Origin of the sequence: Enterobacter sp. PL1 (assembly GCF_945957325.1) — a bacterium.
Lineage (GTDB): Bacteria > Pseudomonadota > Gammaproteobacteria > Enterobacterales > Enterobacteriaceae > Enterobacter > Enterobacter roggenkampii.
Genome location: NZ_CAMFKT010000047.1, coordinates 1 through 14,870, shown reverse-complemented (window position 1 = coordinate 14,870; position 14,870 = coordinate 1). Strand labels below are relative to the sequence as shown.

At 61.0% G+C, this 14,870-nt stretch carries 15 protein-coding genes and 2 pseudogenes; 1 reads left to right on the top strand and 16 read right to left on the bottom strand.

Translation table 11 applies throughout. The features are described 5' to 3' along the window. A partial coding sequence (locus tag N6P30_RS23455; protein WP_023332901.1) for an IS110 family transposase occupies positions 1-320 on the bottom strand: 320 nt, incomplete at its 3' end. A gap of 224 nt (positions 321-544) precedes the next feature. Between N6P30_RS23455 and N6P30_RS23450 the strand changes: the two are divergent. Next, positions 545-940, top strand: a pseudogene (locus N6P30_RS23450) (IS5/IS1182 family transposase); the annotation flags it as partial. 224 nt (positions 941-1,164) lie between these two features. Here N6P30_RS23450 and N6P30_RS23445 read toward each other — a convergent pair. From N6P30_RS23445 to N6P30_RS23375, 15 genes and pseudogenes are all read right to left on the bottom strand, one after another. Continuing rightward, positions 1,165-2,316 (bottom strand): S1C family serine protease, encoded by a 1,152-nt coding sequence (locus tag N6P30_RS23445; RefSeq protein ID WP_032629948.1) that lies wholly within the window; start codon positions 2,314-2,316, stop codon positions 1,165-1,167. 24 nt (positions 2,317-2,340) lie between these two features. Next, positions 2,341-3,288 carry a zinc metalloprotease HtpX gene (locus tag N6P30_RS23440; RefSeq protein ID WP_023332903.1) on the bottom strand — a complete coding sequence of 316 codons (948 nt, stop codon included), beginning with the start codon at positions 3,286-3,288 and terminating at the stop codon, positions 2,341-2,343. Next, a complete protein-coding gene (gene psiE-GI, locus N6P30_RS23435) occupies positions 3,266-3,763 on the bottom strand; it encodes a heat resistance protein PsiE-GI (protein WP_023332904.1) in 498 nt (165 codons plus the stop codon). The genes N6P30_RS23440 and psiE-GI overlap by 23 nt, the downstream gene beginning before the upstream one ends. 2 nt (positions 3,764-3,765) lie before the next feature. Further along, a complete protein-coding gene (gene kefB-GI / locus N6P30_RS23430) occupies positions 3,766-5,475 on the bottom strand; it encodes a heat resistance system K+/H+ antiporter KefB-GI (RefSeq protein WP_023326110.1) in 1,710 nt (569 codons plus the stop codon). A 3-nt stretch (positions 5,476-5,478) separates the two neighbouring features. Beyond that, entirely contained in the window at positions 5,479-5,919 is a 441-nt protein-coding gene (trx-GI, locus tag N6P30_RS23425) for a heat resistance system thioredoxin Trx-GI (protein ID WP_000786816.1), read from the bottom strand. Then, positions 5,909-7,054 (bottom strand): hypothetical protein, encoded by a 1,146-nt coding sequence (locus N6P30_RS23420; RefSeq protein WP_023326111.1) that lies wholly within the window; start codon positions 7,052-7,054, stop codon positions 5,909-5,911. The genes trx-GI and N6P30_RS23420 overlap by 11 nt, the downstream gene beginning before the upstream one ends. Before the next feature lie 48 nt (positions 7,055-7,102). Further along, a complete protein-coding gene (gene hdeD-GI / locus N6P30_RS23415; RefSeq protein ID WP_023329026.1) occupies positions 7,103-7,744 on the bottom strand; it encodes a heat resistance membrane protein HdeD-GI in 642 nt (213 codons plus the stop codon). 89 nt (positions 7,745-7,833) lie between these two features. Beyond that, positions 7,834-8,721: a heat resistance protein YfdX2 gene (gene yfdX2, locus N6P30_RS23410; protein ID WP_013307890.1), complete on the bottom strand. Its 888-nt coding sequence runs from the start codon at positions 8,719-8,721 to the stop codon at positions 7,834-7,836. 102 nt (positions 8,722-8,823) lie between these two features. Beyond that, on the bottom strand, positions 8,824-9,738 hold the full coding sequence (gene yfdX1, locus N6P30_RS23405; RefSeq protein WP_023332905.1) for a heat resistance protein YfdX1: 915 nt from the start codon (positions 9,736-9,738) through the stop codon (positions 8,824-8,826). A gap of 22 nt (positions 9,739-9,760) precedes the next feature. Then, positions 9,761-10,219 carry a small heat shock protein sHSP20-GI gene (hsp20-GI, locus tag N6P30_RS23400; protein WP_004118778.1) on the bottom strand — a complete coding sequence of 153 codons (459 nt, stop codon included), beginning with the start codon at positions 10,217-10,219 and terminating at the stop codon, positions 9,761-9,763. Between the two features lie 87 nt (positions 10,220-10,306). After that, a pseudogene (locus N6P30_RS24700) lies at positions 10,307-10,531 on the bottom strand (hypothetical protein); the annotation flags it as partial. Then, positions 10,447-13,296: a heat shock survival AAA family ATPase ClpK gene (clpK, locus tag N6P30_RS23390; RefSeq protein WP_023332906.1), complete on the bottom strand. Its 2,850-nt coding sequence runs from the start codon at positions 13,294-13,296 to the stop codon at positions 10,447-10,449. The pseudogene N6P30_RS24700 and the gene clpK, both read right to left, overlap by 85 nt. Positions 13,297-13,401: 105 nt before the next feature. Next, positions 13,402-13,971, bottom strand: a complete 570-nt coding sequence (gene hsp20, locus N6P30_RS23385; protein ID WP_023332907.1) for a small heat shock protein sHSP20 — start codon at positions 13,969-13,971, stop codon at positions 13,402-13,404. 34 nt (positions 13,972-14,005) lie between these two features. Continuing rightward, complete coding sequence (locus N6P30_RS23380; protein ID WP_023332908.1) at positions 14,006-14,287, bottom strand: helix-turn-helix domain-containing protein; 282 nt, start codon at positions 14,285-14,287, stop codon at positions 14,006-14,008. Between the two features lie 193 nt (positions 14,288-14,480). Beyond that, on the bottom strand, positions 14,481-14,744 hold the full coding sequence (locus N6P30_RS23375) for a hypothetical protein (protein WP_001295708.1): 264 nt from the start codon (positions 14,742-14,744) through the stop codon (positions 14,481-14,483). Positions 14,745-14,870 lie beyond the last annotated feature (126 nt).

Sequence of the window (14,870 nt, the reverse complement as noted above, 5' to 3'; positions counted from 1 at the left end):
TACGCATCCACCTTATCCGTTTTTGTCATGATTCCCATGCCACGCGCAAACTCCCGACTACGGTGAGGGTTGGCCAGAGAAACCCGGAAACCGGCATCATGTAATTCAGTGGCCAGCCGTTCGTGATAAACACCGGTAGCTTCCATTACCACATGAACATCTTCCGGACTGCAATGTTGAAGCCTGAGCCAGCGAAGAATATTTTCAACTGAATGTCTGTTATTCTGGATGTTACGGGTTTTTATGCGTCCTTTGATACCGTCATAAAGCATGCAAAGATCCAGGGTGTTTTTACTTACGTCAATGCCGACTGGAAACATGGTCAAACTCCTCTCACATAAACCGTCACGCCTGTTCGCCTTGTACATACGGAGTCGAGCTCCCGATAACCGTTCAACCTGATGTGCTGGCGTGAAAGGTGAAGCGGAGGGCCATGTGCTGCAAATCAAGGTTCAGCGGTGCCGACTTTTCTGACCTTAAGGGAAGGGGGCGGCTCACTCTGCTTCAGTGGTGGTAGCTAATCACCACAAACTGTTAGATACAAGCCACCGTGGCGGATGTCACCCAGGTCGACAAACTGCTGCACGGCGACGAGAACGTCGTCTGCGCCGATGACGGCTACACAGGCGTCGAAAAGCGCTCCGAGCATGCCGACCGAGAAGTGATCTGGCAGGTCGCAGCACGCCGCAGCACCTACAAGATGCTCGATAAACGCAGCGCCCTGTACAAAGCCAAGCGCAAGATCGAGAAGGCCAAGGCGCAAGTGCGAGCGAAGGTAGAGCCCCCGTTTCGCGTGATCAAGCGGCAGTTCGGCTACACCAAGGTACGTTTCCGAGGGCTGGTGAAGAACACTGCACAACTGGTGACGCTGTTTGCCCTGTCGAACCTATGGATGGCCCGCCGACATTTGCTGGCAAGCGCAGGAGAGGTGCGCCTGTAATGCGGAAAATGGCCGTCGCAAGGTGCTCGCGACGGCTGAAAGCACCGAAATGAGCGGGTGATCCGATCGTTTTTGATCGGTTCACCGCTTTCAAAATCAGCAGTGGCAGAAGTCAGCCGGAAATACAGGGCTACTTCAGACCATCCCTAGCTAGGGCTCGTAGTTCGGCGCAAGGCTGAAGTCGCTTGGCTGCTTCGCTGTGCAGATCCATGACCCACTTTCCATCAAACTCCCGGTCGTAGTTCCACAAGCATCTCGCGAGTCTTGCCGGCCCGCTCCACTAACAAGACCACAACATCTCCAACGTTCTTGTCGTCTAGCCGGGCCTGTAATGTGGTGACGTCGTCAACGGCGATACCGTCGATGCTGATAACGCGATCGCCGGGCACGATGCCGCCTGCGGTGACCTCGACGCCGACGAGCCCGGCCCTGTGCGCCGCCGAGCCCGGCGTCACGCGCAATACGAATACGCCCTTACTGCCGGTCAGCGCCTGCAGACGCGTGTTGAGCTGCTCATCCACCTCGATGCCCAGCGCCGGACGGATGTACTTGCCGGTCTTTATGAGTTGCGGCACCACGCGCATGACGGTATCGACCGGCACCGCAAAGCCTATTCCGGCCGAGGCGCCAGACGGACTGTAGATGGCGGTATTGATGCCGATCAGCCGCCCAGCCGAATCGAGCAGCGGGCCACCGGAATTGCCGGGGTTGATGGCGGCGTCGGTCTGGATCAGGTGATCGATGGCCGGGCCGCCCGCTTCTCCCGGCAACGAGCGGTCGAGCGCGGAGACGATACCAGTGGTGAGCGTCCAGTCCAGGCCGAAGGGGTTGCCGATAGCAAACACCTTCTGACCCACCTTGAGGTCGGCACTGGTGCCGACCGGCACGGCCGGCGGGCGCTTGAAACCGACGCCGATCTTGAGCACGGCGATGTCGTGCGCGGGGCTCGTCCCCACCAGCGCGGCCTGGTAGTCGCGGCCGTCGGCCAGTTTGACGGTGGCTTCGGACGCGCCCTGGATGACGTGGAAGTTGGTGACGACGTGGCCGGCGTCGTCCCAGATGAAGCCCGAGCCAGTGCCGCGCGGCACGGAGAACACGTTGCGCGTCCAGACATCGCGTACTAATTGCGCGGTGGTGATGTAGACCACCGAGGCGCGCGATTTTTCGAACAGTTCGATGGTGGTTTTCTCGTCCGCCGCCAGATCGCCACGCGCCATCACGGTGCGTTCTGCTGCCTCGCGCGGACTGAACCAGGCCTCGATGGCAGACAGAAACTGCCACAGCAGCATGAGCGCGGCAATACAGGCGGTGATGAAGAGCCAGCGCCGGACGAAGCGGTCCGGCGCGGGGCGTTGGTACGGGTCGAGATAGGCGATGAGACGTCTCCTGTTGATGGGCAATCAGCGCCACAGCCCGCTCGGGCGCCAGCGCGGTGGGCGCGTCGCCAAAGCGGATTCCGGCAAAAAATGGGGCGCGCGGAGTGGCAACGCTGATGCTGGCCCAGGCGCCAACGTCAGCAGGCGTGCGATGCGCTCTTGCGTTGCCGGACGCGTGCGCAAGCAGGAGGGCTCGGGATTGCCCCATCCCGGCCATAGCCAGGCACGCCAGGAGCGGCTGACCCGCTCGATTTTCGCCAGCGCGGACGCCAGCCCCTGCGGGTCGCCAGTCAGTTCCGCCGCAAGGCGGTCAGCGTCGAACTCACGCACGCGAGACAAGCCGAGCTGTGCGAGCAGGGCCAGTTGGGGCGATGCGGCCAATAACAATAGACCAGGCCAATAGACCTCCGCCGCGCCAACCAGCAGCGCGGGCAGGCTGAGCAGGATCGCGATCTGTCCCATAAGGGCCAGTAGGCACGTGAGGCGACTGACGGAATCCGCCAGCCCCATGATACGCAGATCCTCATTAGTGATGTGCGCGACCTCGTGCGCGAGCACACCCGCCAGCTCGCGTGGGCTCAGGCTGCGCAGCAGGCCATCGGTGAGGGCGATCGATGCCTCCTGCTTCGATCCGGTGGCGAAGGCGTTGACGACGGCACTGGGCACATAGTGCGGCACCGGCGTGGCGGGCAGCTCGCGCAACAGGGCCCACATCTCGTGGGCTTGTTGCGGGTGCAAGGCCCGTACGCGGTACAGGCGCAAGCTCAGCGCCGACGCGGCTACCGGGTCCAGCAGCAACGCACCTGCAACGGCAAACAGCGCGAGCCACAGGCAGCCTTCCCCAAATGGCAGTCTCCCTGCTGCGGCTGCGATCCCGACCAGGGTCAGGACCAACAGCCCGGTCTGCAGGCGGTTGAGCCAGCGGTGTTGCAAGAGCGCAGTGCGCGGATCACTCGGATGATGACGGGTCATGCTCAGAGGTCTCGGCGGCGCGGTCGCCGCGCTTGCGCAGCAGCCAGTAGGTCGCCCCCAGAGCCAGCGTGGCGCCTGCCAGCGCGGCTATCTTTGCGGGGCTCGCGTCGGAGTCGAGGATCACGAACTTGCGGGAGAGTGCGATCACCGCGATCAGGACCACCGTCTTAACCTGGATGATGCTGTCCCGACGCAGCGCCACGCGCACCATGGAATGCTTGAACTCCATCGCGATCAAGAGCGTCATGATCATGCCGAACACGCTCTGGAATACCTTGTGGTCCAGGGGATTGAAGGCATCGAGAACCAGCAGCGTGAAGACGATGGAGATGAGCTGGAACAGCGACACCATGATGATGACGGCGATCACCGCCGACAGCACGAGCGCGACGACCTGCTCGAAGCGCTCGTAAAAACTCATGATGGCCAATTGGTCACGCAAGACCTGAAATGGGTTAAGGCGTTTTGATTTCATGACTATGAACTCCCTGGAAAACGGCTGCTGTCGAGACGGCGGCGCATTGCACTGATGTGTCCTTCAATCAACTCGGTCGACATGCCAAGCGTCGACATCACCTGTTCCGCCAGCCCAATAGCTGCGGCAAAGGATTGCTGATAAACGCGCACGTTAGGCATGGCGCGAAATGCATCGGCCGCGGTCGTACTTCTGCATGACACCCACAAGGTTAGCGCCGGACGGCGCTCGGCAATCGCCTGGGCGATGCGCAACGCTTGCTGGGCATGGGCGAACGTTAGCACCACCAAGTGCGCATGCGTCAAGCCGGCAGCCAGCAAGGTATCGGGCCGACTGGCATCGCCATGGAACACCGGCGCGCCGGCGGCACGCGCGGCCTCTACCTTCTGCGCGTCCGCCTCCAGCAGCAGATGCGCCACGCCGGCGTGGCGAAGAATCTCGCTGACTGTCAGGCCAAGCTCGCCCGCGCCGCAAACGATGACATGGTCTCGATATCGCGTCGTCTGCGCGGCGATCTCGACTTCTTCAGCCTGGGGTGGCTGAATGACGCCGCCGGTGCGGCTCAAGAACCGGGCAAGTACATCGTGATGGCGGATCAGTAGCGGTGCCAGGGCCATGCTGAGCACCAGCGCGACCAGCATGGGTTGGACGACGGTCGCGGGGATCAGATGCTGCTGCAAGACCGTGCCCAACAACAGCAGGGCGAACTCGCCGCCGTGCCCCAACGCTATGCCCGTGCGCCAGGCATCGAGGGCGGACAGGCGCGTCGCCCGCAAGGCCAGCGTATTGAGCAGGATCTTGACCGGTACCAGCACCACCAGCCACGCCAGCACCGCCAGCGGTGCCGAAAGAATCTGTGCTGCGTCCAGTTGCAGGCCGATGGTCACGAAGAACACGCCCGACAACACATCGCGAAACGGCCTGAGGTGGCTTTCCATGTGGTGCCGGAAGTCGCTCTCGCCCAGCACCATCCCGGCGAGGAAGGCCCCCAGGGCGGCGGATACGCCGACCGCGTGCGCAGCAGCGGCGGCAGCCACCACCACGCACAAGGAGACGAGCACGAACGATTCCTCGTGGCCCCGCCGCGCCACCCAGCCCAGCAGGCCATGCAACAGACGGCGCGAGACGAGGGCCGCTGCCGCGAACAGCAGCAGCACACCGAATACTTCGAGCAGCACATGCTCGATCTTCGGCGACTCGCCGCGCGCCCAGATCGCCAGCAAGGCCAGCAGGGGCACGCTGGCCAGGTCCTGAAAGACCAGCACGGCGATGGCACTGCGTCCGTGGCGGGTGGTGAGCTCGCCTTGGTCGGCCAGTTGTCGGCTGACCAGCGCCGTGGACGACATGGCCGCCGCAGTGCCGAGCAGCGCGGCGCTCTGGCCGGGCTGCCCCAGCCACATCAATAGCAGGATCAGCGGCGGGGCCACGGCGATCATCTGCAGAGCGCCCGCCATCAGCACCGTCCTGCGGGCGAGCCAGAAGTCTCCGAGGGAGAATTCCAGTCCGACCATGAACAACAGCAGCGCCACGCCCAGCTCGGACAGAAAGCTCAGCGTCTCCCCCGGCGCGATCACGCCGATGACTGAGGGGCCCAGTACAACGCCGACAGAGAGATACCCCAGCAAGGCGGGCACTCTGAACGCCGCCGTCGCCATCGCCGCCAGGCTGCAAGCTGCCAGCAGGATTAGTGTAGTGCCGAGCAAGCCCTGCATCGGTCAGCGTCCCACTTGCGTCGACGTCCAGCGCACGATGTCCTGCGCGCCCATCACGCCGGCCTGACGGGCGATTTCCCGCCCACCCTGGAACAGGGCAAGCGTCGGGATGCTGCGGATACCGAACTGCGTGGCCAGGTGGGGCTCAGCCTCGGTATTCACCTTCGCCAGCCGGATCCTCGGTTCGAGCTGGTGCGCCGCTTGCTGGAACTGTGGCGCCATCATCTTGCACGGCCCGCACCATGGCGCCCAGAAATCGACCAGCAGCGGCAGATCGCTGCGCTCCACGTGGCGCGAGAACGTCGCCGTGGTCAACTCGATGGGCTCGCCCGTGAACAAGGGCTGCTGGCAGCGGCCACAGTTGGGATGTTCCGATAGCTTCGCAGTCGGTACGCGGTTGATGGACTGGCAATGCGGGCAGACAAGGTGAAGATCATTCTTCATGGTTCGCCTCCTTGGACCACAGTGAGGCTGCCTCGTTTCGGGTCACAGACAATGCCGACCAATCAACGCCTTGGAGCCAATCGTTCCCGTTTTTGCTTACTCCGGCCTCTTCCAGATGAGCAGCGATGAATGCTTCGGCCTGCATGAGCCACCTTCGGACAGCATCTTCCTTACTAGGAATCAGCAGGATTTCAGAGACGCTGCTGGCATTCAGCCCGTCCACACGGATAAGCAGAAAAATGCGCCGCCACAAACGCGGCATGTCCTTCAGCAGGTCAAATGCAAAAGCGAACTCGCTCGACCGATCAATCAGCTCCTCCTGTTCCGCGATCGTTGCGACATCGGGATGCTGACTGCCAGCGAAAATATCGGCCAGCTTGAGTGTGTCATCGTGCTGATAAAATTCGAAGATTTCCTCTTCCACCATGGCCTCGGCCACGTCTTGGGCATCCGGTTCGACCGGCGCGTCCAGAGAAACGAATTCGCCAAATTGCCGGCTGCTTGCCACTTCGTTATCCAGGACGGCGAACAGATGCTTCAAAAGACCGGTGTAAGCCTCTTTTTCCCCCGGCACGGATTGCCATTCCACCTTAGCTCGGACAATCGCTTCATCCACCACGTCGCGCAGCGTCGGATAATCGCGCGGTAAATCGCCGACGGCCCGCAGATAAGCCAGCTCACGCCTTGCGACAGCCTCAAGTTTCGACAGTAGAGGCATTCGGGTCACCTCGGCCTCATGGGCGGCTGATGCGGGTTTTGCGGCAATCCGCACCTTGAGCTCGCGCAAGCGCTCGCGTCGTGCTTTGCGCTTGATTTGATCCTGAGCATGCAGTCGGTCAAAATGCTTCTTGGCCTGACGGAACAACGACTGTGCGAGCATCTGCGCGAGGGGCGTCAGCTCGTCATGTGATGCAGTAACGCTGACAATCTTTTTGCCGGGCAGGTGCATATAGCCACTGGCCAGAAATTGCCGCTTGATCTTGTCGCGATCAAGGACGATTTGAAGTCGCGCTGAATCTTTAGTGTGTTTGTCGAGCAATGGCTTGAGGGCGTGCTCGATCACATTTCCCAAAGCTCTCTGCCAAGGTTCATGAAACTCTTTGTCGATAGCTCGATAGCTATATTGTATCTGCATGTATGACTCCTTCGATGTCATTTCTATGGAGGCATGAATCGAGGATGCTCATATCCATAGATTTTGGTTTGGCACGCTCTTACCCCAGGCGCGTTTGCGAAGACTCCAACTCAAGAACAAAAGCGTGACGCCATAGACTGCCGCATGGAAACCCAACAGCCAGCCTGCGGCCACGAATGACTCGACCGGACGGGTAAAAAATATCCACAAGACGATAGCACCAAGGATAATCGAGAGCAGTCCACTGAGGGCAAGCCAGATTTCACCCTTGATTTCCCGACGCAGCCGAACGGCGGCGGATATCTCCAGCACACCGGTGAAAATCGCCCAGAAGCCCACGCTAGCCCATAAAAAAGAAGCCAAGACTATCGTGGCGACCCAAGGAGCAACCAGGACGACGACGCCCGTAAGTATGCCGACAATGCCGCTGAACAGCAGCCAGCCCCAGCGCTCTTTTTTCTGGATATGGCGCACCGCTGCAAACAAGTTGAACGCGCCATTGACCAAGGAAAATGCGCCGAACATGATGGTCATGGCCAACAGAGCCGATTGTGGCATCCAGAACGCGAGGGCTGCAAAAATCAATGCCAAGACACCGCGCAGCACAAAAAGCCACCAATTTTGGCTCAGCGAACACAGTGCTTTGGTGGGGTCATCCGCATTGGAATTGGCGATGGTGTCTGTTTTCATGCAATATCTCCTAAAGATCTATACAAAATAAAAAATCAAACACTCATGGGACAAGAGAGGGGGCGCTATGCGCCCCCTCTCCAGCGGTTTCAGAACAACCTGGACAGTTTTGCCTTGACTTCATCGAGCCAGCCTTTTCCGCAGCCTCCCCCTCCCGTCTTTTCCTTGATTTTCTTGAGTTCAGCGTACAGGGGCTCAAAGTCCTTCCTTTTTCCATAGCCCAGCAGTTCTGCCATTTCCAACTGCTGCCGGGCTTCGTTCAACAATGTCTCCAGGCGCTCATTGGATGCTTCGCTGCGCTGACCATCTTCTACCAGGGGCTCGGCGCGCTTCAGGAGCAGCTTCGCACGCAGGACGGGCAGCGGAAGCACGCTGCGCTCCTCGACCAGCGTGCTGAGCGCTGACTGCAGCGCGGCTTTGGCTTCTTCGATCTTGCCCTGATCGATCAGCGGCACGACTGCCTTCACGGCTGCGGGATAGGACGCCAAAGGGATGCTGGTGACCGTGATCACGATTTCACTGGCCAGCAAAGCCAGCACGTGGCGAGCCTGTTGCACCTCGCCATGTTTGAGGGCATCCAGCGCCTCGTCGGTCATCGCCTCAATGGTTTCCGTGTTGGCGAACAAGTCGTGCACGATGGTGCGCACATCAACGCCGGCCAGGGCGAGCGTGGGTTCGCGCGCGACGATCAGCTCCAGCTTTCCCGTCACTTCGGCCAGCGTTGCCAATGCGCGTGCAGTGTCCTTGCCGTCAAGTGCGGCCAGCGCTGATTTGGTCAGCGACAAGGCCGAGACTGCCTCATCGAGGACTTGTTTACGTTTGTCTGCCGCCTGCGAGTCCGTTTCTTTCTGAACCTCAGGCTGTACCTCCGTGACGACTTCAGGCTTGGACTCTGGACTGACAGGAAGGCTGCTTACCGCGGCCTGTTCGTTTTTTCCTTCGTTCGTCGCATTGGGATTCGGTGTTTGCTCATTCATGGTGATATGCCTCGTATGAGATAGTGAAAATAGGCGAATCTATTGGGGCTGAATGCGAACATCGCGAGACTGACCGACAGAGCAGTCAGCCCCTTCATCACCTCAAAACAGCTTTTGGATGCGCGTCTTCAACTCGTCGAACCATCCCTTGCCGCTTTTGCCACCAGCCGACTTTTGCTCAATGGACTTCACCTGATCGAAGATGGGTTTGAAGTCCGCCTTCTTGCCATAACCCAGGATCTGCGCCATCTCGATCTCCGTGCGCACGGACGACAGCAAGGTGCTGAGCTCCTCGTTCTGCTTGGCATCGCGCCTGTCGGTCTCGGCCAGCTTTTCAGCTTTTGCCATCGCGGCTTCGGCCCGTAGCACGGGCAGAGGAAAGGCGACCGAGGTCACCACCAGCGTGTTCAGTGCTCGGGCGAGTTCCGCTTTGGCGTTGTCGATCTTGCCGCTGTCGATGAGCCGTGCGGCCGACTTGATCGCTGCCGGGTACGTTGCCATCGGAAGGTTGTCGGTTTGGATTACGATTTCGCTGGCCAGATTGGCAATGATGGGCCGGGCCTTTTGCACCTCGCCATCACCCAACAACTCCCGAGACAACTTGACCGCTTTCTTTACCGATTCCACGTTGGCGTGGATATCGTGGGTGATGACGCGTACATCGACCGGCGCCAAAGCAAGTTTGGCGTCGCGTGCCAATACCAGTTCCAGCTTTCCGCTGGCCAGTTCCAGCGCAGCAAGCGCCTCCTTGGTCTTGTTTGCATCAAGGAGGGTCAAAGCCTCCTGGGTCTTGGTGAGCGCCGTGATGGCGTCTTGAGTGAGCTCGGCACGCTTTTTATCGGCTTCCCGGGCGGCCTTGTCATCTACCTGTGGCTGTGCCGCCTTGGATGCGGCAGAGGGTGCTGAAGCACCTGGGCTAGAACCTGCCGCCGATTGGGCCAGAGCCGGTCCGCTCAGTCCGACGACAACCGCCAGGGCAAGTGCGGAGAAGGTGTATTGTGGCTGTTTGATATTCATGATCTTGGGCTCTTGATTGAAGTTAGTTGACTGAGATTTCAATCTGTTTCGGTTTGGCTTGCTCGGCCTTGACAAGCCGCACTTCCAGCACGCCGTCTTTCATGGAAGCCGTCACCTTGGTCGGATCAACGTTGTCAGGCAAGACAAAGCTGCGCACAAAGCGGCCATAGGCACGTTCGATGCGGTGGAACTTCTTGCCCTGCTCCTCTTTTTCCAGTTTGCGCTCGCCGCTGATGGTGAGCACACCGTTTTCCGCGCTGACGCGCACGGCATCCTTGGGGACCTCCGGCAGATCCAGCTTGAGGAGGAATGCGTTCTCATCCTCGCTGATGTCCGCCATTGGAGCCCAGTCCGCCGTGGTCATGGCTTCGTTGCCGGTACGGGCGCCCTGTCGCTGGGGTATTCGTCCGGACATCGTCGCCAGGCGGTTTTGCAATTCATCCAGTTCCCGGAAGGGGTCCCACGGAGTCAATGCAGACATATCGGTTCTCCTTGAACAATGCCGACGAATTGGATGACGCACTGAACAGAGCCGTCGGTTTACTCTGAATGGCACCTACTACTGTTTTCAGTTCCGAACAAGTCCTTGAGTCAATTGACGGATATCGCTTTCGTCGAGCGTTTCCCGCGCCAGCAGCTCGCGCGCACAGCGCTCCAGCACCGCGCGGTTGATGTCGAGAATCCGGTAGGCGTGCTCGAACACGCCCATCACGATGCGTCGCTCGCCGACTTCTTCTTGCGCGAGCCTTTGCCAGCGTCGCCGTGCGGCGTCTCGGTCGCCTTCGCGACATCCGGCTGCTCCGGCTCGGCCGGGGTCTGCGGTAGCTCTTTGCGTTCGAACACCACGCGTTCGGCCTTGTCGTCCCAGCGTGCGCTGGCGTGATCGCCCTTGCCGATGCTGCCACCGAGCATCTCGCGCGCCAGCGCAGTTTCCAGCTCGCTGCGGATCAGGCGCTTGAGTTCACGCGCACCGAACTCGGGTTTGTAGCCTTCTTCCGCGAAATGGTCGATCAGCGTCTGATCGAAAGTGAGCGTCACGCCCTGGCTGGCGGCGCTGCGCGCCACGCGATCGAGCTGCAGGCCGACGATGTGGCGGATCTCCTCCTTGCCCAGCGCATGGAAGACGATGATCTCGTCGATGCGGTTGAGGAACTCGGGCCGGAAGTGGCCGCGCAGCACGTCCATGACCTCGGCCTTGGTCTTTTCGTACTCCTCGTCGGCCGCCCCACGCGCCTTCAGCCGTCGCTGGATGATGTCCGAACCCAGGTTGGACGTGGCGATGATGATGGTGTTGGTGAAATCCACCACCCGGCCCTTGCCGTCGGTGAGGCGACCGTCGTCGAACACTTGCAGCAGGATGTTGTAGACGTCAGGGTGTGCCTTCTCGATCTCGTCGAGCAGCAGCACGCTGTAGGGCTTGCGCCGCACCTTCTCGGTGAGCTGACCGCCTTCGTCGTAACCGACATAGCCCGGAGGCGCGCCCACCAGCCGCGCCACGGTATGGCGTTCGCCATATTCCGACATGTCGATGCGCAACAGGGCGTGCTCATCGCCGTAGATCGATTCGGCCAATGCCTTGGCGAGCTCGGTCTTGCCCACCCCGGTCGGGCCCAGAAACAGGAAGGTAGCCACCGGTTTGCTGCCTTCGCGCAGGCCGGCGCGGGACAGCCGCACGGCATCGGCCACGGCACGGACCGCCTCGTCTTGTCCCACCAGGCGCTCGTGCAGCCGTTGTTCCAAGTGCAGCAGCTTTTCGCGCTCTTCCACCGTCAACTCGTTGACCGGGATGCCGGTCAGGCGCGAGACGATCTGCGCCACGTGTTCCGCCTTGACCTCGGCACTGCCGGAGGCCCGCTCCCGCTCCCAGTTCTCGACGAGCTTCTTGAGCTCGGCCTCCTTGGCTTCGATGCGCTTGCCGAGCTCGGCGGCCTGGTCGTACTGCTTGCGCGCGGCCACGTAATCCTGTTCACGCCGCAGCTGGTGCAGTTCGGACTCCAGCTCCTGCACGGCCACCGGCCGGGCCGTGGCCGACAGCTTGACGCGCGCGGCCGCCTGGTCGAGCAGGTCGATCGCCTTGTCCGGCAGGAAGCGCGCCGTGATGTAGCGGTCGGACAACTCGGCCGCCGCGATGATCGCGTCCTCGGAGATGCTGACCTTGTGGTGCGCCTCGAAGGTGTCGCGCAGGCCGCGCAGAATCATGATGGCCTGGGCCACCGTCGGCTCGGGCACCGTCACCGGCTGGAAGCGCCGCTCCAGTGCGGCATCCTTCTCGATGTATTTCTGGTACTCGTTCAGCGTCGTGGCGCCGATTAGGTTGAGTTCACCGCGCGCCATCATCGGTTTGAACACGTTGGCCACGTCCAGCCCGCCTTCGCCACCGCCCTGGCCGGCACCGACGATGGTGTGCACCTCGTCGATGAACAAAATCAGCTCGCCCTGGTGCTCGGTCACCTCCTTCAGCACCTTCTGCACGCGCTCCTCGAACTCGCCGCGATATTTGGCGCCGGCCACCATGGCGTTGATGTTGAGTTCCACCAGGCGCTTGTCGCGCAAGGTCTCGGGCACTTCACCCGCCACCATGCGCTGCGCCAGCCCTTCGACGATGGCGGTCTTGCCCACACCCGGCTCGCCGATCAGCACCGGGTTGTTCTTCTTGCGCCGGGCCAGCACCTCGATGGTGGTTTCGATCTCCTGCGCGCGGCCGATCACCGGGTCGAGCTTGCCGTCGCGCGCCATCTTGGTCAGGTCGCGCGAGTACTTGTCGAGTTCTGGCGTGTTGGTCGGCGTCTCAGCGCGGCCATCCTCGGCGCCCTTGCCGACCACCTTGCTGACCTGTTGGCGCAGCGCCTGCGGCGTCAGGCCGTAGCGGCGCAGCAGGTTGGCGGCCAGCCCTTCGCCTTCCTCGGCCAGACCGATCAGGAAATGCTCTGGACCGACATAAGAATGGCCGAGTTCATTGGAGGCCACGAAGGCGCGGCTGAGCGCATCCTTCACGCGCGGCGACACGCCGATCTCGCCCTCGAAGGGCTTGTCCCCGCGCTTGGCCTCAGACTCGATCTGCCGCTTGAGGTCATCGACCTTGATCTTGAACTGACCCAGGATGGTCTTGACCACGTCGCTGTCGGCCAGCGCCAGCAGCAGATGTTCGGTATCCACCTCGGAGCGGCCAAATTCGGCAGCGTGTTTGGCGGCCTCCTGCAGCAAGGCTTCCGACTGTTCGCTGATGCGGCTGGCCAACCCACTGCCGCGACGGCGCGGCGCACCCGAACCTGCGGTGGCGGGCTCGCCAAACGAGGCATCGACCACGTCATCGGTATCGGCGGCAACTGGCGTCGCGTCTTCGCCGATGCGGAAGAAGTCACTGCCGAGGAAGTCCTCGAACAGGCCGCTACGCGAGCCGAACAAGGCTTCCAGCGGCGAAACGGTGCGCTTTTGCTGGCGCACTAATTGCCGGTAATGGTCGTCGCACAACAGCATGGTGCTGTTACGACCGTTGAGATTGGCTTCCACCCGCACGGTGGCGGGTTGGCCGCAGACCTGGCATTGTTTTCTGGCCATGCTGATGCTCCTGAGAAGGTTGACAAGGTTGAGGCGACGAGGCATCGCGAGCCGCGACTCCTCGTCTCGTGCCGGGTTTTTCTTGTGACGAACGAGCCGGCGACGTCAGCCGTTGATCGGGATCGAGCGTCCCTGCTTCGGCGCGCTGACCTCGCGCTTGTCGATCGTGACCGTGAGCACCCCGTTCTTGAACGATGCCTTGATCGAATCCTGGTTGGCGTCGTCAGGCAGGTTCAAGGCACGCTGAAAGCTGCCGTAGGAGCGCTCCACACGGTGGAAGCCACCTTCCTTCTTCTCCTGTTCCTGGCGCTTCTCGCCACGCACCATCAGCACGTCGTTGTCGAGAGTTATCTGGATGTCCTTCTCCTCGACACCGGGCACTTCCAGGGTAATCTTGTACTGCTTGTCGGTTTCCTGGATGTCCAGGGCCGGCTTCAGCATGCCCGACCAATCGGATGGCCACTGCGGCATGTTCAACGCCGGAAAACCGAAGCCCCGGAATGCGTCATCGAACAGCCGGTCGATTTCCCGATGCAGTTGCATGATCGGGCTGACTGGCCCGCTCGCCGCTGGCAGGTCATTGCGCTGCACCGGCAGGGAAGAGACGGTCTGCTGCTCTTGCTGCTCGTTCTTGAACCAGTTCCAGGGAGCCAACTTCTTGAAATCGATGTCCATGTCATACCTCCAGAAAAATTGGAAAACGAGTTACTCAAGCCCTTTGCCTGCTGTGACGGGCAGTGCGCCCAGGCGACACGGGCTGCTCGGATGACTTCTGCTGTTCACGCTTGCGCATCACCTCCTTCTTTGCTCCGGCTCGGGTCTGATCATTGATGCACTGATCGATTTCACTTTGACGAAGCCGCCACGTCCCGCCCATCTTGAAAGCCGGAATTTCCCCGTGTGCGGCGAGCCGATAAAGCGTCCGCTTGCCGACTTTCAAGTACGCAGCCAATTCATCGAGCGTGAAAATCACCTGTAGGTGCACTTTCATCTCACCCTCTCCAATCGCGTCGCTTTGCGGTTCCGGCCAAGGAAATCCTTGCAATACTTTGTAATATTAGACCTACTATGAATAACCTCAAGAGTCAATGTGCAGCGTTCTCCCGCCCCATTGATGCAGGTCAACTGCTCAGGCAATGGACAGCGCCTGGCTCGTCAGCCTGCGTGTGCCACAGGCGCCTCGATCAAACACCGATCCTCACGTTGTAGCCGAGTGCCCGCAGCCCCTTGCTCGTCTGCATGTTCCTTGGCGGAAACTCGTCTGGGCGCGCCCAGACGACGATTTCCCCGAGGCTGCTCAGGCCAACGTGCGGAATTGCCCAGTCGTCGCTGCGGATCGCGTTCCAGAGTCGGGCCGAAACACTTCCGTTGCCCCAGACAACGTAGTTCAACAGTATCCGTCCGGCCAACACACCTTCCCGACACCGCCGCCGAAGGCCATGGCCCATCAAGCGGATTTTCCATGCGCCCTCAGCGCCGTACCTACAGCAAATCTTTCAAGGCTCAGGTCATTCAGGAGTGTTCTGAACCCGGTGCCTCCATCGCAAACATCGCCTTGGGCTACAGCCTCAATG